The organism is Bradyrhizobium sp. URHA0013, from assembly GCF_000518345.1.
Taxonomy (GTDB): Bacteria; Pseudomonadota; Alphaproteobacteria; order Rhizobiales; family Xanthobacteraceae; genus Bradyrhizobium.
Genome location: NZ_KI912427.1, coordinates 386721 through 406613, shown reverse-complemented (window position 1 = coordinate 406613; position 19893 = coordinate 386721). Strand labels below are relative to the sequence as shown.

The window sequence follows — 19893 nt, the reverse complement described above, 5'->3', positions numbered from 1 at the left end:
CATGACACCGAGACTGACCGCAAGCGTGTCGGGGACGCAATTCGAAGGACACGAGCAGAAAACAAAAGTGCGAAGCCGCGAACGCCGTTGAAGCACTCGATCCCGGAGTTCCCTACGAAAGTAGGTGGGCACCATATGTCCGAGCCCACGGGCTCGGCCAGGGACAGTTCCCTAAAGGATCGATAAGGCCCCGGGGATAATGGCTCCTGACGCGCGTCGCAGCCCCGCTTGGGCAATGTAACAACGATGCTGACGAATCGCCATAGCGATCGCACGTGGCCGCCCGGATGCGGCAAAAACGCCGGGCCTGCATGGTTCGAGACGCCCGCCTTGGGCGGGCTCCTCACCATGAGGGTTTAGCAGCGCCACGAGGCACGACCTCATCGTGAGGAGCCCGCGAAGCGGGCGTCTCGAAGGATGGCCGCAACGAAACTGCCCCTCAGCCGATGGCGATCCCGTTGCCGACGGTCCGGTTCAGGACCTGGGTCGACTTCTCGATGCGCTCGGCCGCAGAGTTCAGTGCGTTCACGACCGCTGTCTGGGTCAGCCGGGCGCGCTCGACGGCGGCGTTGCGGAAATCCCGCAGTTCGGTCAGCTCCTGCTCCATGGTGCGGATGCGATTGCCGGCGTCGACCAATTCGTCGCAGACGGTCAGCGCCGCCATCACGGTAAGCCTGGCATCACCGATCTCGCCGAACTTTCCGCGCAGCGACTGAATCCGCGTCTCCAGGCTTTCGGCGAGCTTGAGCAGTCGCACCTCCTGGCCCTCCTCGCAGGCCATGCGATATTGCCGGCCGTTGATGGTGACGTTGATGTGGCTCATCCGTCCTCTCCGGTATCGAGCACCGAACGTATCGTGACGATCGCGGAATCCAGCCGATCGGAGATCTCGCGGCTGGAGCGCTCGAGCTTGCGCGCCTTCACCAGCGCGCCGTCGAGCTCATCGGCGAGACGCGAGCGGTCCGCGCCCAGCGCCTGAATCCGCGCCGCGAGCTCGTTCTCGTCGCGATCGGCATCGCGCCGCCGCTCCACCGCGCTTTCGAGCGAGTCGAGCGCCGCCATGAGCCTGCGGGTCGCGATCTCGATCTCGACGGCCGAGGACTCGGTCATGGCAGAGCTGTTGGATACGCGATCGTTCATGCAGTCAGCGGCGGAACCTGTGGCCTATCCCCGGGGGCATTTACCTTGGAGCTTGCCGTCCGGCAAAAGACTCGGTTCGGCAAGCGGTTAGAAGCAGAAATTTACGTGGCAAGCTAGCGGAGCGCAACGCCGCCACGAAACTATGCACTGATAGATCGGGATGGGTTCATCCCGATCTATCAGTTCCTGCCGGGCATGATCTGGCCGGAAAACCGGCCTCCACTTTGCGCTAACGCGGCCCTTCGGGTCCGGATCATGCCGTAAGCAACTTTTACCGCCAAACCGGCGTTTGATTGCCTTGGCCTGTCGGAACCGAGATGCTATCCCAGCCGCGACCCCAGCGGCCGAAAGGCTCCTTCCGGCGCGGCCAAATCCAGCCACAAGCGCCTCATTTCAGACGGATTTTCAGACATGACGCAGGTCGATCACAACCGTATGGCCAATGCGATCCGCGGCCTTGCCATGGACGGCGTCGAGAAGGCGAAATCGGGTCATCCCGGCCTGCCGATGGGCGCCGCCGACATGGCGACCGTGCTGTTCACGCAATTCCTGAAATTCGACGTCGCCGCGCTGGACTGGCCGGACCGGGACCGCTTCGTGCTTTCGGCCGGGCACGGCTCGATGCTGCTCTATTCGCTGCTGTATCTGATCGGCAGCCCCGAGATGACGATCGACCAGCTCAAGAATTTTCGCCAGTTGGGATCGCTGACGCCGGGACATCCCGAGCACGGCCACACCAAGGGCATCGAGACCACCACCGGTCCGCTCGGCCAGGGCATTTCCACCGCCGTCGGCATGGCGCTCGCCGAGAAGATGCTCGCCGCCGAGTTCGGCAAGAAGATCGTCGACCACCACACCTACGTGCTGGCCTCGGACGGCGACCTGATGGAAGGCGTGTCGCAGGAAGCCATCGCGATGGCCGGGCACTGGAAGCTCAACAAGCTGATCGTGCTCTACGACGACAACGGCATCTCGATCGACGGCCCGACCTCGATCTCCGACTCCGTCGACCAGGTGAAGCGGTTCAAGGCGTGCGGCTGGGCCGCCGAGAAGATCGACGGCCACGACCAGGCCGCAATCGCCGCCGCGATCACGCGCGCGCAGAAATCAAACAAGCCCACGCTGATCGCCTGCCGCACCACCATCGGCTTCGGCGCGCCGCACAAGGCCGGCACCAACAAGGTGCACGGCGAGGCGCTCGGCGCCGAAGAACTCAAGGCCGCCAAGGAAAATCTCGGCATTTCGCTGGAGCCGTTCTCGGTGCCCGACGACGTGCTGAAGGCCTGGCGCGCGGCCGGTAGCCGTGGCGCGGCGGCGCGACAGGAATGGGAAGCAAGGCTCGGTGAACTCGGCAGCCGCAAGCGCGCCGAGTTCGAGCGTCGCCTGCGCCACGAGCGCCCGGCCGCGCTGGCAAAGGCGTTCAAAGGCTACAAGAAGGAGCTCTTGGAAAAGCCGATGAATGCGGCGACCCGCAAATCCTCCGAAGCCGTGATCGAAGTGATTGCCGGCGCGATGCCGATGGAATTTCTGGCGGGCTCGGCCGACCTCACCGGCTCCAACAACAACAAGGCGAAGTCGGCGACCGCGTTCTCCGCCAAGACGCCGAAGGGCCGCTTCATCCATTACGGCATCCGCGAACACGGCATGTGCGCGGCGATGAACGGCATCTTCCTGCACGGCGGTTTTGCGCCGAACGGCGCGACGTTCCTGGTGTTCACGGATTATGCGCGGCCCGCGATGCGGCTCGCCGCGTTGATGGGGACCGGGGTCGTTTATGTGATGACCCATGATTCCATCGGCCTCGGCGAAGACGGCCCGACCCACCAGCCGGTCGAGCATCTCTCGGCGCTTCGCGCCATTCCCAACATGCGCGTGTTCCGCCCCTGCGATTCCATCGAGGTTGCCGAGTGCTGGGAGCTCGCGCTCAATCGCATCGACGGCCCGACGGTGCTGGCGTTGACCCGGCAGAACCTGCCGCAACTGCGCACCACCGCACCGAACGAGAGCCCCTGCCGGTTTGGTGCCTACGAGCTGGTGGCCGCCCAGGGCGAAGCCAAGGCGACGCTGTTCGCCTCGGGCTCCGAAGTGGAGATGGCCGTGGCCGCCCAGAAGCAGCTCGCCGAGCGCGGCATTCCGACCCGGGTGGTTTCGGTTCCCTCGCTCGAGCTGCTGCTAGCGCAACCAAAGGAGCGCCGCGACGAGATCATCGGCAACGCCCCCATCAAGGTCGCGATCGAGGCCGCCGTGCGCTGGGGCTGGGACGCCGTGATCGGCCAGGATGGCGAGTTTATCGGCATGCACTCCTTCGGCGCCAGCGCCCCTCTCAACAAGGTATTCCAGCACTTTGGCATTACCGCCGAGGCCGCGGTTAACGCCGTTCTGAAACGCGTTTCCTGAGAGTTGAGATTGCCGAAAAAAAGGACTACCTAACTCTCATATGATCAAGCCCCGCCCGGCCGAACCGGGCGTCCGCCCTAAAAAAACCCTCGCAGGCGCGCTAGCGCGTTGTGCGGGATGACAACGGTCATTGAAGGAGACGAAACATGGCAGTCCGCGTCGGAATCAACGGCTTTGGCCGCATCGGCCGTAACATCCTGCGGGCCATCGCCGAGTCCGGCCGCAAAGACATCGAGGTCGTCGGCATCAACGATCTCGGCCCGGTCGAGACCAACGCCCATCTGCTTCGCTTCGACAGCGTCCATGGCCGCTTCCCCGGCACCGTGACCGTCGATGGCGACACGATCAGCCTCGGCGGCAACAAGATCAAGGTGACCGCCGAGCGCGATCCCTCCAAGCTGCCCTGGAAGGATCTCGGCATCGACATCGCGATGGAATGCACCGGCATCTTCACCTCGAAGGACAAGGCCTCCGCGCATCTGACCGCCGGCGCCAAGCGCGTTCTCGTTTCTGCGCCCGCCGACGGTGCCGACGCCACCATCGTCTACGGCGTCAACCACGACACGCTGACCCGGGAACATCTGGTCGTCTCCAACGGCTCCTGCACCACCAACTGTCTCGCGCCGATCGCCAAGGTGCTGAACGACCTCGTCGGCATCGAGACCGGCTTCATGACCACGATCCACGCCTATACCGGCGACCAGCCGACGCTCGACACCATGCACAAGGATCTCTATCGCGGCCGCGCGGCTGCGATGTCGATGATCCCGACCTCGACCGGCGCCGCCAAGGCGATCGGCCTCGTGCTGCCGGAACTGAAGGGGAAGCTCGACGGCGTCGCGATCCGCGTGCCGACCCCGAACGTCTCGGTCGTCGACCTCAAGATCGTCGCGAAGCGCGCCACCGATCCGAAGGAAATCAACGAGGCGATGAAGCGTGCCTCCGAGCAGCAGCTCAAGGGCATCCTCGGCTACACCACCGCGCCGAACGTCTCGATCGACTTCAACCACGACCCGCACTCCTCGACGTTCCACATGGACCAGACCAAGGTGCAGAACGGCACGCTGGTGCGCGTGATGTCCTGGTACGACAATGAGTGGGGCTTCTCGAATCGCATGGCGGACACCGCCGTGGCGATGGCGAAAGTGATCTAACTCAGACGCGTCACGGCACAGCCGGAGAACGCCATGACCTCGCAACTCGTCGCCCTCGCGCTCCTCTTGGCGTTGATGGGCGGCCTGTTGTTCCTGTTCTTGCGATCGGCCTCGAAGATCAAGCCCGATCCGGATCGGAAGATCGAGGACTGGCCCAACATTACTCAAGGCGGTTCAGGGGATCCCTCGTGACCAACAAATTCCGCACCCTCGACGACGTCGATGTGAAGGGCAAGCGCGTGCTGCTGCGCGTCGATCTCAACGTGCCCATGGAGAACGGCCGCGTCAGCGACGCGACCCGGCTCGAGCGCGTGGCGCCGACCATCACCGAAATCTCCGACAAGGGCGGCAAGGTCATCCTGCTCGCGCATTTCGGTCGGCCGAAAGGACGCGATGCTAAGGACTCGCTCAAGCCCGTCGCCGAGGCGCTGTCGAAGGTCGTGAAGAAGCCCGTAGGCTTCGCCGACGACTGTATCGGCGAGCCCGCAGCCAAGGCCGTGGCGGCGCTGAACGACGGCGACATCCTCTGTCTGGAAAACACCCGCTTCCACAAAGAGGAAGAGAAGAACGATCCGGCCTTTGTCGCGGAGCTCGCAAAACTCGGCGACATCTGGGTCAATGACGCGTTCTCGGCCGCGCACCGCGCCCATGCCTCGACCGAAGGCCTCGGCCACAGGCTGCCCGCCTATGCCGGCCGCACCATGCAGGCCGAATTGGTCGCGCTGGAGAAGGCGCTGGGCTCACCGACCAAGCCCGTCATCGCGATCATCGGCGGCGCCAAGGTCTCGACCAAGATCGACCTGCTCGAAAACCTCGTAACCAAGGTCGACGCACTCGTGATCGGCGGCGGCATGGCCAACACCTTCCTGCACGCCCAGGGCGTCGGCATCGGCAAGTCGCTGGCCGAGAAGGATCTCGCCGCGACCGCGTTGCGCATCATGGAAAAGGCGGAAGCCGCCAACTGCGCCATCATCCTGCCGGTCGACGCTACCGTCGCCTATCATTTCGCGGCCAACGCGCCGTCGCATGCCTATGGCCTCGACGCGATCCCGGCCGACGGCATGATCCTCGACGTCGGTCCGCAGTCGATCGCGCGTGTCCATGCCGCGATCGACGATGCGGCGACGCTGGTCTGGAACGGACCGCTCGGTGCCTTCGAGATGCAGCCGTTCGACCGCGGCACGATGTCCGCCGCCAAGCATGCCGCCGAGCGCACCAAGGCCAAGAAGCTGGTCTCGATCGCGGGCGGCGGCGACACCGTTGCGGCCCTCAACCAGGCCCATGTGGCCGGTCAGTTCACCTATGTCTCGACCGCCGGTGGCGCATTTCTTGAATGGATGGAAGGCAAGCCCCTGCCCGGCGTCGAAGTTCTGCGCACCAAGTAATCGGTCGGCAAGTCGTAGCCGCCTTCAAGCAGTGGCCTTGCAGGCCCAAACGGGAGAAAAACACAGATGGCTCGGATCACGTTGCGTCAATTGCTCGACCATGCGGCGGAGAACGATTACGGCGTCCCGGCCTTCAACATCAACAACATGGAGCAGGCGCTGGCGATCATGGACGCGGCCAACCAGGTCGACGCGCCCGTCATCATCCAGGCCTCGCGCGGTGCGCGCTCCTACGCCAACGACGTCATGCTCAAGCACATGATGGACGCGGTGACCGAGATCTACCCGCACATTCCGGTCTGCGTGCATCTCGACCACGGCAACGAGCCGGCAACCTGCATGACCGCGATCCAGGCCGGCTTCACCTCGGTCATGATGGACGGCTCGCTCAAGGCGGACGGCAAGACCCCTGGCGACTGGGGCTACAATGTCGGCGTCACCAAGACCGTGACCGAGATGGCGCATCTCGGGGGCATCTCGGTCGAGGGCGAGCTCGGCGTACTCGGCTCGCTCGAGACCGGCATGGGCGACAAGGAAGACGGCCACGGCGCCGAGGGCAAGCTCAGCCACGACCAGCTCCTGACCAATCCGGATGAAGCCGTGAAGTTCGTCCAGGAGACCCAGGTCGACGCGCTCGCGATCGCGATGGGGACGTCCCACGGCGCCTACAAATTCACCCGCAAGCCCGACGGCGACATCCTCGCCATGAACGTGATCGAGGAGATCCACCGCAAGCTGCCGAACATGCATCTCGTCATGCACGGCTCCTCGTCGGTGCCCCAGGACCTCCAGGACATCATCAACGCCTATGGCGGCAAGATGAAGCCGACCTGGGGCGTGCCGGTGGCCGAGATCCAGCGCGGCATTAAGAACGGCGTGCGCAAGATCAACATCGACACCGACAACCGCATGGCGATGACCGGCCAGATCCGGAAAGTGCTCAAGGACAATCCGGAAGAGTTCGACCCGCGCAAATACCTGAAGCCCGCGATGGAAGCGATGACCAAGCTGTGCAAGCAGCGGCTCCAGGAATTCAATACCGCTGGCCAAGCCTCCAAGATCAAGAAGGTGCTGACCACGGCCGAGATGGCCAAGCGCTACGCCAAGGGCGAGCTCGCCCCGAAGGTGGCGTAAGCCAGCCCCCACTTTCTCCGTCATTCCGGGCGGTAAGCCCGGGATGACGCCTTGTTGCCGGCGCCAAAGCCCCTCCCCCCTACCCTGCGACGAACGTTAACTCGGCATTTGCCCGAGAACGGTCTATTTTCACCGGCAAGGGCAGAATCGTTTTGGGAGGACATCTCGATGAATCTGACTGAGCTGAACAGGATCGCGACCGCTCTGGTCGCGCCCGGCAAGGGCATCCTTGCCGCCGACGAATCCTCCGGCACCATCAAGAAGCGCTTCGATGCGATCGGCGTGGAATCGACCGAGGAGAACCGCCGCGACTATCGCGAGATGCTGTTCCGCTCGAACGAAGCCATGAGCCGCTATATCTCCGGCGTCATCCTCTATGACGAGACGATCTGGCAGAACGCAAAGGATGGCACGCCGCTGGTCAAGCTGATCGAACAGAGCGGCGCCATTCCCGGCATCAAGGTCGACGAAGGCACGCAACCCCTGCCGATGTGCCCGGGAGAGCTCGTCACCGTCGGGCTCGACAAGCTCGCCGAACGGCTGAAGAAGTATTATGAGCGCGGCGCGCGCTTCGCCAAATGGCGCGCGGTGATCGACATCGGCAGTGGCATCCCCTCGATGACCGCGATCAGCGTCAACGCCCACGCGCTGGCGCGTTATGCCGCGCTATGCCAGGCCGCGCAGATCGTGCCGATCGTCGAGCCCGAAGTGCTGATGGACGGCGATCACGACATCGATCGCTGCTATGAGGTGACGAGCCGTGTGCTCAACAAGACGTTTCAGGAATTGCGCGTGCAGCGCGTCGCGCTGGAGGGCATGGTGCTGAAGCCGAACATGGCCATCTCCGGCAAGAAGTCTCCGAAGCAGGCTGCCGCCGAGGAGGTCGCGGAGAAGACGATACGGCTGCTTAGAGCGTGCGTGCCCGCGGCGGTGCCCGGCATCGCCTTCCTCTCCGGCGGCCAGTCGGATGAAGAGGCAACGGCGCATCTCAACGCCATGCACAAGCTCGGCCCGCTGCCCTGGGGCCTGACCTTCTCCTACGGTCGCGCCCTCCAGGCCGCGCCGCAGAAGGCCTGGTCGGGTAAGGCCGAGAACGTCGCAGCCGGACAAAACGCATTCAGTCATCGCGCGCGCATGAATGGCCTCGCCTCTAGGGGCGAATGGCAAAGCGGCCTGGAACAGAAAGCAGCCTAGATCTTGTCGAACAAATCTCCTCCGCCGCGTCCGGCGCCGCGCCTTTATCTCGCGACGCCCGTTGTCGACGATCCCGCTTCGCTTCTGGCCGAGCTGCCCGGCCTGCTCGCCGCCGCCGACGTCGCGGCCGTGCTGTTGCGTCTGAAGGTGACCGATCAGCGCACCATGATCTCGCGGATCAAGGTTTTGGCGCCGCCGGTTCAGAAAGCGGGGGCAGCCCTGCTCGTCGACGGCCATCCTGAGCTCGTCGCACGCGGCGGCGCCGACGGCGCGCACCTGCCCGGCATCGCCGCGCTGAAAGAGGCGCTGCCATCGCTCAAGCCCGACCGCATCGCCGGCGTCGGCGGGCTGACGACGCGGCACCATTCCATGGATGCGGGCGAGATCGGCGCGGATTACGTGCTGTTCGGCGAGCCCGACGCAAAGGGCCAGCGGCCGTCGTCTCAAGCGATCGCCGAGCGGCTGGACTGGTGGGCCGAGCTGTTCGAACCGCCCTGCGTCGGCTTTGCCATCTCGCTGGAGGAGGCCCACGAATTCGCCGCCAGCGGTGCCGATTTCGTGCTGGTGGGCGACTTCATCTGGGCCGATCCGCGCGGACCCAAGGCGGCGCTGATCGAGGCCGACGCTGCGATCAAGAAGGCTCATGCGGCTGCGCTTGCAGAACAGGAGCACGGCTAGCGCCCGTCATGAAGCTCCCGCGCATCACCATCCTGGCCACGCTGCTGCTCACAGTGCCCGCGGCCGCGCAGCTCCAGATCACGCCGCCCGTGGCAACGCCGAACCCTCCGGCCGAGAAAAGCAAGGACAAGCCGAAGGCCACGCCGCACACCATCACCAAGAAGAAGGAAGCGGCGCCGGCACCAAAGCCTTCAGCTTCCCCCAAGCCTTCAGCCTCTCCAAAGCCTGCTCCGGCCGCGACCGTGATCCCGGCGCCTCCGGCCGACAATCCCAACGTTGATCTGGTGTTCGGCGCCTATCAGCGCGGCCAGTACAAGACCGCCTTCGAGCTCGCCACCGCCCGTGCCGAGACTGGCGATGCCAAGGCAATGACCATGCTGGGTGAGCTCTATTCCAACGCAATGGGCATCCGGCGCGACTACGCCAAGGCGCTGCAATGGTACAAGCGCGCGTCTGATGCCGGCGACCGCGAGGCGATGTTCGCGCTCGCCATGCTCAGGATGTCCGGCCGTGGCGGCCCGGTCGACAAGAACGAGGCGGTCAAGCTGATGGCGTCAGCCGCCAAGCTCGGCGAGCCCAAGGCGGCCTATAACCTCGCGCTGCTCTATCTCGACGGACAGACCCTGCCGCAGGACGTCAAGCGCTCCGCCGAGCTGCTGCGCCAGGCGGCTGATGCCGGCCTGCCGGAGGCGCAATACGCGCTCGCGACCTTCTACAAGGAAGGCACTGGCGTGCCGAAGGATTTGGAACGGGCGGTGCGTCTGCTCCAGGTCGCCACGCTGACCGACAATGTCGATGCCGAGGTCGAATACGCCATCGCGCTGTTCAACGGCACCGGCACGCCGAAGAACCAGCCGGCGGCCGTCGCCCTGCTCCGCAAGGCGTCCCGCCAGGGCAGCGCGATCGCGCAGAACCGGCTGGCCTGGGTGCTGATCAACGGCATGGGCACGGCCGTGGACAAGGTCGAGGGCTTCAAATGGCATCTGGTGGCCAAGACCGCCGGCAAGGGCGATCCGGAGCTGGACAAGCAATTGTCCGATTTGCCGGCCGAGGACCGGGCCAAGGCCGAGGCCGCCGCCAGGAAATGGCTCGGGGCCAAATGACTTGACGTTGAGGCCTCCGCAGGGCACCCCATCCCTCAAACAAGCGCGATTTCGCGCCATTTCCCCCGATCAAGACCGGAAGCTCATGCTGTATTCCGCAACTATCAACGTCATGGTCAAGGCCGCGCGCCGCGCCGGCCGCAGCCTCAAGCGCGATCTCGGCGAGATCGAGCATCTCCAGGTCTCGCTGAAGGGACCGGCGAATTTCGTTTCGCTGGCCGACAAGCGCGCCGAGGAGATCCTCTACCAGGACCTCGCGAAGGCGCGGCCCGGTTACGGCTTCATCGGCGAGGAAGGCGGCACGCGCGAGGGATCCGACAAGAGCCACACCTGGATCGTCGATCCGCTCGACGGCACCACCAACTTCCTACACGGCATCCCGCAATTCGCGATCTCGATCGGGCTGTCGCGCGAAGGCACGATCATCGCCGGCGTGATCTACAACCCCGCCAATGACGAGCTCTACATCGCCGAGCGCGGCAAGGGCGCCTTCCTCAACGACCAGCGCCTGCGCGTGGCCGGCCGCCGCCAGCTCAACGAATGCGTGGTGGCCTGCGGCCTGCCCCATATCGGCCGCGGCGACCACGAGGAATTCCGCCGCGAGATGACCGCGATGCAGGAGCGCGTTGCCGGCCTGCGCCGCTTCGGCGCCGCCTCGCTCGACCTCGCCTTCGTCGCCGCCGGTCGCCTCGACGGCTACTGGGAGCGCAATCTGCAATCCTGGGACATCGCGGCGGGCATGATCATGCTGCGTGAGGCCGGCGGAACGATCACCGACATCGACACGTCGGGCGATGCCCTGGTGACGGGCAATGTCGTGTGCGGGAATGAGTTCGTGCACGGGGAATTGGTGAAGATTTTGCGGAAGCCGGCGTAACAGCTCGACGGCTCGATCTACGACGCTCAAGAATCGTCGTCCTCGTCGGAATCGTCCTCGTCCTCGCGATATTCACCGCCGATGGTCAGGCCCTCGATCGCTGTGGCGCCTCTCGACTTGATGACCCGGCGAAGCGGGACCGAGCTCTCGCTTCGCAGTGCGTCCATCAGCTGTTCCGAATGGGTGACGATCCAGATGTCGGCGCGGCGCGACGCCTTGGCGATGAGCCGGGCCAGCGGCGCCAGCAGCGACGGATGCAGGCTGGTCTCGGGTTCGTTCAGCGCGATGAACGGCGGCAGCCGGTAACCCATGAACACCGCGAGCAGGCAGATGTATTTCAGCGTCCCGTCGGACAGTTCATGAGCCCTGAACGGCCGCGGCATATCGGGCAATTGCAGAGCGAATTCGCACCTGCCATTTTCTTCCCATGCGCGGAGTTCGGCGCCCGGGAATGCATCCTGGATTGCGTCCTGCAGGTCGCTGGCGTCTTCCCGAATGACATAGAGGGTCGCCAGGGTGGCAGCTAAATCGATTCCATCGGCGCTGAGCGAGGGCGTTGCGATTGCCAGACAAGGCTTTCGTATCGGCGACGCCGGATCAGTGCGAAAGTCATGATAGAATCGCCAGCCCAGCATTGCATTTCTGATCAGGTCGATTTCCGGGCATTGCTTGCCGTCGGAAAAAGCCGCAAGCGCGGTCTCTGACGGCAGCACCGCGTCCTTGTGCGCGTTCCAGGCGCCGCTCTCGCCGCGGACGCTGATGAGCGAATTGATGCGCTCCATCAGCTTGACCCTTCGTTTGCCTTGCGTCGCCTCGATCATTTCGGTCTTGATCATCGGCTCGCCGGAAAACGCGGCCTGAGCCGGGCTGGGAAACCCCAGCTCGATGGAATAGCTCATGCTGTCGAATGTGGCCGACAGCCGCAGCCGGCCATCTTCGCCTCGTTTGCGTGTGCCGGACCAGCAGACCGAATTCAATCCGCCTTCATCGGCGATCGTGCGGGTGATCTGACCGGTCGCCGCGTCGCGCAACAGCGACAAGGACTTGTAGAGATTGGATTTGCCGACACCATTTTCGCCGACAAACACCGACAAGGGATGGATGGGTATGGAGAGCCGCCGAATGGAGCGATAGTTCGAGATCGCAATGTCGGACGGACGCATCACATGCTCTCGATCGGCGGGTGACTGGGCATTCGCGCGCACGGTGCGAATACGTTGTTTCAATCCAGGGATGCAGTCTGGATTGAGGCCTCCGAGAAATCAAGCCGACCGATCCGGCGCTCAGTGGCCGACTCTCACCAGCGCAAACCCAACGGTCATCATCCGCGAAGGCGGATGATCCAGTATTCCAGAGCGTCTGTTGGGTACGGAAAGGCCGCGGCGTACTGGATGCCCCGCCCCCCGTGCGCAATTGCGCACTAGGCGGGGCATGACACCTCACCTTACGGCTTGGCCGGCGCGGGCGGCCCGTACATCTCGGCCTCCTTCGCCACCTTCTCCCGATCCCCACCCAGCACGCGTTGCACCGAGACGAAGAACACCGGCACCATCAGCAGCGCCAAAATCACCACCGCGATCATGCCGCCCATCACGATGCTGCCGAGCGCCTGCTGGCTAGCGCCGCCGGCGCCATGGGCGATGGCCATCGGCAGCACACCGCAGATGAAGGCGAGGCCCGTCATCAGGATCGGACGGAAGCGCAGGCGGCAGGCCTCGATGGTGGCATCCACCAGCGGCTTGCCTTCTTTCCGCAGATCCTTGGCGAACTCGATGATCAGGATCGCGTCCTTGGCCGCAAGCCCGATGATAGTGATCAGGCCGACGGTGAAATAGACGTCGTTGGGCAGGCCGCGCAGCATGGCGGCCACCACCGCGCCGACGATGCCGAGCGGCACGGTGAGCAGCACCGCGAGCGGAATGGTCCAGCTCTCGTAAAGCGCGGCCAGGCACAGGAACACCACGAACACCGAGAGTCCGAGCAGGAACGGCGCCTGCGAACCCGACAGTTTCTCCTGAAGCGACTGTCCGGTCCATTCATAGCCGAACCCGCGCGGCAGCTTGCCGGCGAGCCGTTCCATCTCGGCGATGGCATCGCCCGAGGTGAAGCCGGGTTTCGCCTCGCCGGAGATGCGCACCGCCGGATAATAGTTGAAGCCGGTAATCTGCGTCGGTCCGCGCGCCCATTCCACGGTGGCAAAGGACGAGAACGGCACGAGCTGGCCGCGGCTGTTCTTGACGTTGTAGTTGAGGATGTCCTCGGTCCGCATGCGGTCGCGGGCATCGGCCTGCACCACGACGCGCTGCATGCGGCCGCGGTTCGGGAAGTCGTTGATGTAGTTCGAGCCGAGATTGGTCGAGATCGTATTGTTGATGTCCTCAAAGGTGACGCCGAAGGCGCCGGCCTTTTCGCGGTCGATCACGAGATTGACCACGCCGGCCTCGGGCAGGCCTTCGACATAGACCTTCTGAAGCACAGCGCTTGCATTGGCCTCCGCGATCAACTGATCGGCGGCGCGCATCAAGGCCGGATAACCCTTCTGGCCGCGATCCTGGAGGCGGAACGAGAAGCCCGAGGAGTTGCCGAGATTGTCGATCGGCGGCGGCTGCAGCGCGGAGATCTTGGCGTCGCGGATCGACGACGACAGATCGCGGTTGATGTCGGTGACGATCGCCGCTGCAGAATCCTTCGGCCCGCGCCCCGACCAGTCCTTCAGGGTGATGAAGGCCTGCGCGGTGTTCATGCCCTGGCCGGAGAAGCTGAAGCCGGTGAGGAAGGTGACGTTGTCGACGCCCGGGCGCTGCGCCAAATATTTTTCCACTTTCTCGATCACCGCCTCGGTCCGGCCATAGGACGAATCCGACGGCGTCTGCACGTCGGTGGTGACGAAGCCCTGGTCGTCGACGGGCAGGAAGCCGCCGGGCAGGTTGACGAAGGCCCAGGACAGGCCGGCGAGCAGCGCGACATAGACCAGCATCAAGCGGCCGGTGCGCTTCAGCGAGAAGCCGACGGTGCGGGAATAGCCCTCCTTGCTGCTGTCGAGCATACGGTTGAACCAGCCGAACACGCCCTTCTTGGCATGACCGTGGCCGGCAGCGACGGGCTTGAGCAAGGTCGCACACAGCGCCGGCGTCAGCGACAGTGCGAGGAAGGCGGAGAAGCCGATCGCGGCGACCATGGTCACGGAGAACTGGCGGTAGATGATGCCGACCGAGCCCGGGAAGAACGCCATCGGCACGAACACGGCCATCAAGACCAGCGTGATGCCGATAATGGCGCCGGTGATCTGCGACATAGCTTTCCGCGTCGCTTCCTTCGGCGGCAGCCCCTCCTCCGCCATGATGCGCTCGACGTTCTCGACCACGACGATGGCATCGTCGACGAGGATGCCGACCGCGAGCACCATGCCGAACATCGAGAGCATGTTGATGGAGTAGCCGGCGAGCAGCAGCGTGGTACAGGCGCCCAGCAGCGCTACCGGCACCACGATGGTCGGAATGATGGTGTAGCGGATGTTCTGCAGGAACACGAACATCACCACGAACACCAGCACGATGGCTTCGACCAGCGTCGACAACACCTTCTTGATCGAGGCCTCGACCACGGGCGTGATGTTGTAGGGAATCTCGTAGCCGATATTGGCCGGGAAGAAGCGAGACAGCTCCTTCATCTTCTCTTCGACGGCACTCGCGGTCGCCAGCGCGTTGCCGGTCGGCGACATCAGCACGGAGAGGCCGGCGGTCGGCTTGCCGTCGAGACGGGTGTTGAACTGGTAGCTGAGGCCGCCGACCTCGATGCGCGCGACGTCGCGCAGCCGCACGGTCGAGCCGTCGGCATTGGCGCGCAGGATGATGGTGCCGAATTCGTCCGGGGACGAGAGCTGGCCCTTGACCAGCACCAGCGCGGAGGTGCGCTGGGTCGCGGTCGACGGCTCGGCGCCGATGCTGCCCGAAGCGACCTGCGCGTTCTGCGCGGCAATGGCCTTGTTGACGTCGTCGGCGGTCAGGCCATAGCCGACCAGCTTTGCCGGATCGACCCAGACGCGCAGGCTGCGTTCCGTCGAATACAGCGTGGCGCGGCCGACGCCGGGGATGCGGCGGATTTCGCCGAGCACGTTGCGGATCATGAAGTCGCCGAGGCCGACCTCGTCGAGGCTGCCGTCGGTCGAATTCAGCGTGATGATCTGGAGCACCGCGCTGGAGGCTTCCTCGATCAGGATGCCCTGCTGGATCACGGCGCGCGGCAGCCGCGCCTCGACGCGCTTGATGCGGTTCTGCACCTCGACCGAGGCGGCGCTGGTGTCGGTACCCGGCACGAAATTGGCAATGATCTCGACCTGGCCGAGCGAGTCGCTGGTCGATTCGAAATTGAGGATGCCGGAGGCGCCGTTGAGCTCCTCCTCGATCAGCCGCGTGACGCTGTTGTAGAGGTTTTCGGGCGAGGCCCCGGGATAGCTGGTCGAGATCGAGATCGAGGGCGGCGCGATGATCGGATACTGCGCGATCGGCAACAGCGGAATCGAAATTGCGCCGACCAGACAGATGAACAGCGCGACCACCCAGGCGAAGATCGGCCTGTCGATGAAGAAGCTCGCCATGGCGCGTTACCGCGTCAGCTTCTGGGCGTGCCGATTGTCGGCGGTCGCATCCGCTTCCGACCAGGATTGCGGCTTGACCCTGTCGCCGGCGGCGAACTTCTGGAAGCCTTCGACCACGACCTTGTCGCCGGCCTTCAGTCCCTCGGTGACGAACCAGATTCCGTCCTGCACCGAACCGGTGCGCACCGGCTGCACCGCGATGTGGTTGTCGTCCTTGACGACGAACACCTCGCTGCCGCCGCCGCCGTTGCGCTGGATCGCCTGCTGCGGCACCGCGATCGCGTCGCTATCGAGGCCCTGGTCGATGCGGACGCGGACATACATGCCCGGCAGCAGCTCGCGCTTGGGATTGCGGAACTCGCCGCGCAAGGTCACCTGACCGGTATTGGCGTCGACCTTGGCGTCGGAGAACAATAGTTTGCCGTCGAGCGAGTAGAGGGTGTTGTCGTCGAGCACGAGATGCACCTTGGCGGCATCGGGCGCGATGCGCTCGAGGTCGCCGCTCTCGAAGGCGCGGCGGAGCTGGTTGAGTTCATTTACCGACTGGGTGAAGTCCGCATAGATCGGATCGAGCTGCTGAATGGTGGCCAGATTGGTCTCGTTCTGGACCGCGAGCGCGCCCTCGCTGACCAGGGCGGCACCGACGACGCCGTCGATCGGCGCGCGCACGGTGGCGTAGTCGAGATTGAGCTTGGCGCGTGCGAGGTCGGCCTTGCGGCCCTCGACCTCGGCATGGGCCTGGCGCTCGGCCGCGATCGCCTTCTCGTTCTCGGCTTCGGGCGCGGCGCGCTGGGCTGTGAGCGTGGCGATGCGGCGGGCCTGCTGCTGGGACTGCATCAGCGCGGCCTCGGCCTTGGCGACCGCGGCGTCGTTGGCCATCACCTCGACCTCGAACGGACGCGGATCGATCCGGTACAGCGGATCGCCGGCCTTCACCTCGCTGCCCTGTCGGAACAGGCGCTCGACCACGATGCCGGAGACGCGCGGCCGCACGTCGGACACCCGCGTCGGCGCAATGCGGCCCGGCAGCTCGCGCACCACGGCGCGCGGCTGCGGCTTGACGATGACGATGCTGACATCGGGGTCGTTGGGCTGGGCTGCTGAAATGGCGGAGCTGGATTCGTCGCAGCCTGCCAACAGCGGCGTAAAGGCCGCGAGCATCATTGCAACGCATGCCGATCGCGCGCGAAGTCCTGACATGAAGTTAAGTGCCCCGATATTGTTGAAACTGATCACGCGCCGCGGGGCCCGTTCTGGGCCATGGCACGCGGCTGATGCCGTCAAAATAGAGGGGACGTGCTGCGACGCAACGCACCTTGCGGGCGGCCCAATGTCACACGGCCTATGCTGCTGAAGTCAGGGCGCTTTTTGCGCCTCACCCGATTGTGAGTCCGGTTCCACCGCCGCGTGCTGCGACAGAAGATCGCAACGAGCGGTGTTCCCACCCTGCTGCGGGCGGCGTGACTCACCAGGTGAGACGGAAGCCCCCCGTGCCCTTGTAGTTGCGGTTGTCCGAGCCGTTGTTGAGGCTCGCATTATAGGAGACCTCGCCGAAGACAGCGTAGCGCCCGTTGGCCCAGCTATAGGTGCCGCCGCCGCCGATGCTGCCCCACAGCCGATCTTGCGCATTGGCGAAGCTGGTGCCCGCGACATCGACGGTGGTGCCGTTGAGAAACTCGTAACGCAGATTGGCGATGCCGTAGACGTCGGAGCGCACGATGCCCGTGCCGTCGTTCCAGGTCCTCTGATGGTTGAGTGCAAGACCGGCGCGGCCGAGCAGGCTGTCACCATCGCGCAACGCGACCGGCGCGCCGAACCGATCGGCAAAGCCGTCGAAAGCGACCTTCGCATAGGAAAGCTGCGCCTGCGGCGTCAGCAGCCAGCCATTGCCCAAACCGATCCGCTTGCCGGTTTCGGCGCTGAAGGCATAACCGAGCCCTTCATTGCCGTGGATCAGGCTGCCGGCCAGCACGGAACTGAGATCGCTGCGATAGAACATCGACTGCGCCTGACCGTCGACATAGAAGCCGTTGTCGCCATACCAGGTCAGCGTGCTGCCGACGCCCGTCCCCTCGACGCGGATGCGCCCGTTGCCGAAGAACGACGCGACATCGGCGGTCGTCAGGCCGTATTGTGCCGTGAGCCCGACGAACAACCGGCCCCGCTCGTTCTCAAACGCAAGGCCATCGAGCCCGGTCTGCACTTTCAGATGGTCGGCCTTGTAGGTCGAACCCGCAGTGTTGGAGGGCTGCAAATCCGAATGCCCGCCTTCGATTCGGCCCCAGAACGCCGTCGGCGCCGGTGAAGCCGCCCCTGGCACCGGCGCGGCGCCGGCGCGCGCCATCGCATCGCTGCCGCCCCAATAGCGGTTGCCGACGCGCTGCTGCAGGGTCGGCAGATCATTCATGCCGAGCAGCACCTGCGCATAGTTTTCGTACAGCGGAACGCCCGGCTGATAGAGTGGACCGGCAGGTGTCGCGGGCGGCGGGTTGAGCAGGCTTGAGCGCAGATACCAATCGCCGTCGCCCGGGCTGGCAATGCCGTTCTTCTGCAACGTATAGGCATAGGCACCGCCGACCACCGCCTGCTCGCCGTGAAAGACATAGCTGCCCAAAAGCGAAAAGCTGCCGTTGGACGCGCCGACCACATCGATCACCTTGATGCCTTCGCCGGTCTGCGCGCCGGTGCCGCCGACATTGGTGACGCGCAACGACGACGAACCGGACGTGCTTCCCTGCACTCGCAACAGATCGGTCTGAGAGCCATCGCCGCCGAGCCGGCTGTTGAGCTGCACGGTGCCGCCACTGCCGACATAATTGCCGGCAACGCTCAGCGTGGTGCCCGGCGCGCCGCCGAGGGTGACCGTGCCGGCATTGTCGAGCGAAGCGAGCGTTTGATTGAAGCCGGCAAGGTCGAGCGTGCCGCCGGAGGCTACCGCAAAGGCCGAGGCCGCGCTGAAGGTGTTCGCGGCTCCGGCGCGCAAAGTGCCGCCGTTCACATTGGTCGCGCCGTTGTAGGTATTGGCGCCGGCCAGCGTCTGGGTGCCGCCAGTGAGCGTCAGGCCGCCGGTGCCGCCGATCACGCCGGCAAACTGATCGTTCGCGTTGGTGATGGTGAGATTCTTCGCACCCAGCGCGACGGTGCCGGTTCCTGCCAGGCTTTGAATGCTCGTGCCGGCGGCAGTGATGCCCGAGATACTGAAGGTTCCGTTTGCCACGACCCGGCTTGACGCGGCTGCCGAGCCAGTAACGGCGAGGGCAAGCGTGCCCGTCTGGATCACCGTCGCACCGGTATAGGTATTGGCTGCGCGGAGATTGAATGTACCTGTGCCGGTCTTGGTCAATCCGCCGACGCCGGAAAAACCGGAGCTCGCGCTCACGGTGAAAGCCTGGGTGTCGACGGTGAGCCCGCCTGTGGCGATGTTGAGTGTTCCCGCCGAAAATCCACCGATGAAGAAGGCGGTATTTATCCGGGCGCGCAGGATGGCGTTATCGAAATTGACCTGTCCGGTTCCGACAGCGACGCGTGCGAGAGTGTTCGTCTCGAGTGTGCCGCCACTATTGATATTGAGCGTGCCCGCGCCGCCAGCGAAGGTTCCGAGCGCAACCCCTGATTGGGCGACGACTCTGGCGCCGTTCTGGATGTTGAGTGTGCCATTGCCACTGGCGCCGATTTCGATCTGATCGCCGGATGTGATCCATTGCGATCCGGCGCCGCTGACAGTCACGGTGCCGTTGTTCCCGCCTGCGACTCCAATCGCGAGAGACGCGCCGTTGCTCGTCAGCGTGCTGCCGTTCTGAATCGTCAGACTGCTGGAAGATCCGCCAAGGAAGAGGCTTCCGGTCGCTCCGACTGCCGCGCCGCCGATGCCGAGCACGGTCGGGTTTGGCGAGGTCGTATTGATGTTGACGCCGTTGCCCGCGATTGGGACCACTCCGCCCGACCAGTTGCTGCCGACCGTCCAGTCATTGCTGGTCGTACCGGTCCAGCTTTGGGCGGAGGCGGATGCTGTGGACAGGGCTATCAGTGCCGCTGCCGAGGCGCTTGCCAGAAGCAAGCGAAGCATTCGCGTCCGGGTGTCGCTGGATCGAGAGCGCTGCGTCCGTTTCAGACTCCTCCGCAGCGGATCATCGTGGTGTCGTCGGATCGAGGCAGCACCGATGCATTCGCGCATACGTCATTCCAATTGCGTCCGCACCGTTCGGGGATGCGGATTTATGTCGTCCACGAAGGA

Annotated in this window: 15 protein-coding genes and 1 other RNA gene; 9 read left to right on the top strand and 7 right to left on the bottom strand. The window is 64.7% G+C overall.

Annotation, left to right across the window (positions count from 1 at the left end):
• Window positions 1–68: 68 nt before the first annotated feature.
• From ssrS to N551_RS0131270, 3 genes are all read right to left on the bottom strand, one after another.
• Window positions 69–228, bottom strand: a non-coding RNA gene (gene ssrS / locus N551_RS37555) — 6S RNA.
• A gap of 211 nt (window positions 229–439) precedes the next feature.
• Window positions 440–823 (bottom strand): cell division protein ZapA, encoded by a 384-nt coding sequence (locus tag N551_RS0131275; protein ID WP_007599950.1) that lies wholly within the window; start codon window positions 821–823, stop codon window positions 440–442.
• Window positions 820–1140, bottom strand: coding sequence for a DUF4164 domain-containing protein (locus N551_RS0131270; RefSeq protein WP_026232773.1), 321 nt, complete (start codon window positions 1138–1140; stop codon window positions 820–822). The genes N551_RS0131275 and N551_RS0131270 overlap by 4 nt, the downstream gene beginning before the upstream one ends.
• 411 nt (window positions 1141–1551) lie before the next feature.
• On the opposite strand from N551_RS0131270, the gene tkt reads away from it, so the two are divergent.
• The 9 genes from tkt (at window position 1552) to N551_RS0131225 (ending at window position 11062) form a co-directional block, all read left to right on the top strand.
• Entirely contained in the window at window positions 1552–3537 is a 1986-nt protein-coding gene (gene tkt / locus N551_RS0131265; RefSeq protein WP_027570271.1) for a transketolase, read from the top strand.
• A gap of 146 nt (window positions 3538–3683) precedes the next feature.
• Window positions 3684–4691 (top strand): type I glyceraldehyde-3-phosphate dehydrogenase, encoded by a 1008-nt coding sequence (gene gap, locus N551_RS0131260; protein WP_027515515.1) that lies wholly within the window; start codon window positions 3684–3686, stop codon window positions 4689–4691.
• A 33-nt stretch (window positions 4692–4724) separates the two neighbouring features.
• Entirely contained in the window at window positions 4725–4883 is a 159-nt protein-coding gene (locus N551_RS38500) for a hypothetical protein (RefSeq protein WP_155810047.1), read from the top strand.
• Window positions 4880–6076 carry a phosphoglycerate kinase gene (gene pgk, locus N551_RS0131250; RefSeq protein WP_027570270.1) on the top strand — a complete coding sequence of 399 codons (1197 nt, stop codon included), beginning with the start codon at window positions 4880–4882 and terminating at the stop codon, window positions 6074–6076. The genes N551_RS38500 and pgk overlap by 4 nt, the downstream gene beginning before the upstream one ends.
• A 66-nt stretch (window positions 6077–6142) precedes the next feature.
• Window positions 6143–7210, top strand: a complete 1068-nt coding sequence (gene fba / locus N551_RS0131245; RefSeq protein ID WP_027570269.1) for a class II fructose-bisphosphate aldolase — start codon at window positions 6143–6145, stop codon at window positions 7208–7210.
• A 168-nt stretch (window positions 7211–7378) separates the two neighbouring features.
• Window positions 7379–8404 (top strand): class I fructose-bisphosphate aldolase, encoded by a 1026-nt coding sequence (locus N551_RS0131240; protein WP_027570268.1) that lies wholly within the window; start codon window positions 7379–7381, stop codon window positions 8402–8404.
• A 3-nt stretch (window positions 8405–8407) separates the two neighbouring features.
• A complete protein-coding gene (locus tag N551_RS0131235; protein WP_027570267.1) occupies window positions 8408–9082 on the top strand; it encodes a thiamine phosphate synthase in 675 nt (224 codons plus the stop codon).
• 8 nt (window positions 9083–9090) lie between these two features.
• A complete protein-coding gene (locus tag N551_RS0131230; RefSeq protein WP_027570266.1) occupies window positions 9091–10185 on the top strand; it encodes a tetratricopeptide repeat protein in 1095 nt (364 codons plus the stop codon).
• An 85-nt stretch (window positions 10186–10270) separates the two neighbouring features.
• A complete protein-coding gene (locus N551_RS0131225) occupies window positions 10271–11062 on the top strand; it encodes an inositol monophosphatase family protein (protein WP_027570265.1) in 792 nt (263 codons plus the stop codon).
• Between the two features lie 26 nt (window positions 11063–11088).
• On the opposite strand, the gene N551_RS0131220 is transcribed toward N551_RS0131225, so the two are convergent.
• The 4 genes from N551_RS0131220 to N551_RS36425 all read right to left on the bottom strand — a co-directional run bounded on the left by N551_RS0131220 (window position 11089) and on the right by N551_RS36425 (window position 19725).
• Window positions 11089–12225, bottom strand: a complete 1137-nt coding sequence (locus N551_RS0131220) for an AAA family ATPase (RefSeq protein WP_027570264.1) — start codon at window positions 12223–12225, stop codon at window positions 11089–11091.
• A gap of 281 nt (window positions 12226–12506) precedes the next feature.
• The gene (locus N551_RS0131215; protein ID WP_027570263.1) at window positions 12507–15659 is read right to left on the bottom strand and encodes a multidrug efflux RND transporter permease subunit; all 3153 of its coding nucleotides are present in this window, start codon (window positions 15657–15659) and stop codon (window positions 12507–12509) included.
• 6 nt (window positions 15660–15665) lie between these two features.
• On the bottom strand, window positions 15666–16859 hold the full coding sequence (locus tag N551_RS0131210; protein ID WP_155810045.1) for an efflux RND transporter periplasmic adaptor subunit: 1194 nt from the start codon (window positions 16857–16859) through the stop codon (window positions 15666–15668).
• Window positions 16860–17124: 265 nt separating this feature from the next.
• Window positions 17125–19725: an autotransporter outer membrane beta-barrel domain-containing protein gene (locus tag N551_RS36425; RefSeq protein WP_081747972.1), complete on the bottom strand. Its 2601-nt coding sequence runs from the start codon at window positions 19723–19725 to the stop codon at window positions 17125–17127.
• Window positions 19726–19893: the final 168 nt, after the last annotated feature.

What these genes read in the sequence shown, in the direction of transcription:
- N551_RS0131275 (WP_007599950.1), bottom strand. Translation starts at nt 823, where the DNA reads ATGAGCCACATCAACGTCACCATCAACGGCCGGCAATATCGCATGGCC.
- N551_RS0131270 (WP_026232773.1), bottom strand. Translation starts at nt 1,140, where the DNA reads ATGAACGATCGCGTATCCAACAGCTCTGCCATGACCGAGTCCTCGGCC.
- tkt (WP_027570271.1), top strand. Translation starts at nt 1,552, where the DNA reads ATGACGCAGGTCGATCACAACCGTATGGCCAATGCGATCCGCGGCCTT.
- gap (WP_027515515.1), top strand. Translation starts at nt 3,684, where the DNA reads ATGGCAGTCCGCGTCGGAATCAACGGCTTTGGCCGCATCGGCCGTAAC.
- N551_RS38500 (WP_155810047.1), top strand. Translation starts at nt 4,725, where the DNA reads ATGACCTCGCAACTCGTCGCCCTCGCGCTCCTCTTGGCGTTGATGGGC.
- fba (WP_027570269.1), top strand. Translation starts at nt 6,143, where the DNA reads ATGGCTCGGATCACGTTGCGTCAATTGCTCGACCATGCGGCGGAGAAC.
- N551_RS0131240 (WP_027570268.1), top strand. Translation starts at nt 7,379, where the DNA reads ATGAATCTGACTGAGCTGAACAGGATCGCGACCGCTCTGGTCGCGCCC.
- N551_RS0131230 (WP_027570266.1), top strand. Translation starts at nt 9,091, where the DNA reads ATGAAGCTCCCGCGCATCACCATCCTGGCCACGCTGCTGCTCACAGTG.
- N551_RS0131225 (WP_027570265.1), top strand. Translation starts at nt 10,271, where the DNA reads ATGCTGTATTCCGCAACTATCAACGTCATGGTCAAGGCCGCGCGCCGC.
- N551_RS0131220 (WP_027570264.1), bottom strand. Translation starts at nt 12,225, where the DNA reads ATGCGTCCGTCCGACATTGCGATCTCGAACTATCGCTCCATTCGGCGG.
- N551_RS0131215 (WP_027570263.1), bottom strand. Translation starts at nt 15,659, where the DNA reads ATGGCGAGCTTCTTCATCGACAGGCCGATCTTCGCCTGGGTGGTCGCG.
- N551_RS0131210 (WP_155810045.1), bottom strand. Translation starts at nt 16,859, where the DNA reads ATGTCAGGACTTCGCGCGCGATCGGCATGCGTTGCAATGATGCTCGCG.
- N551_RS36425 (WP_081747972.1), bottom strand. Translation starts at nt 19,725, where the DNA reads ATGCTTCGCTTGCTTCTGGCAAGCGCCTCGGCAGCGGCACTGATAGCC.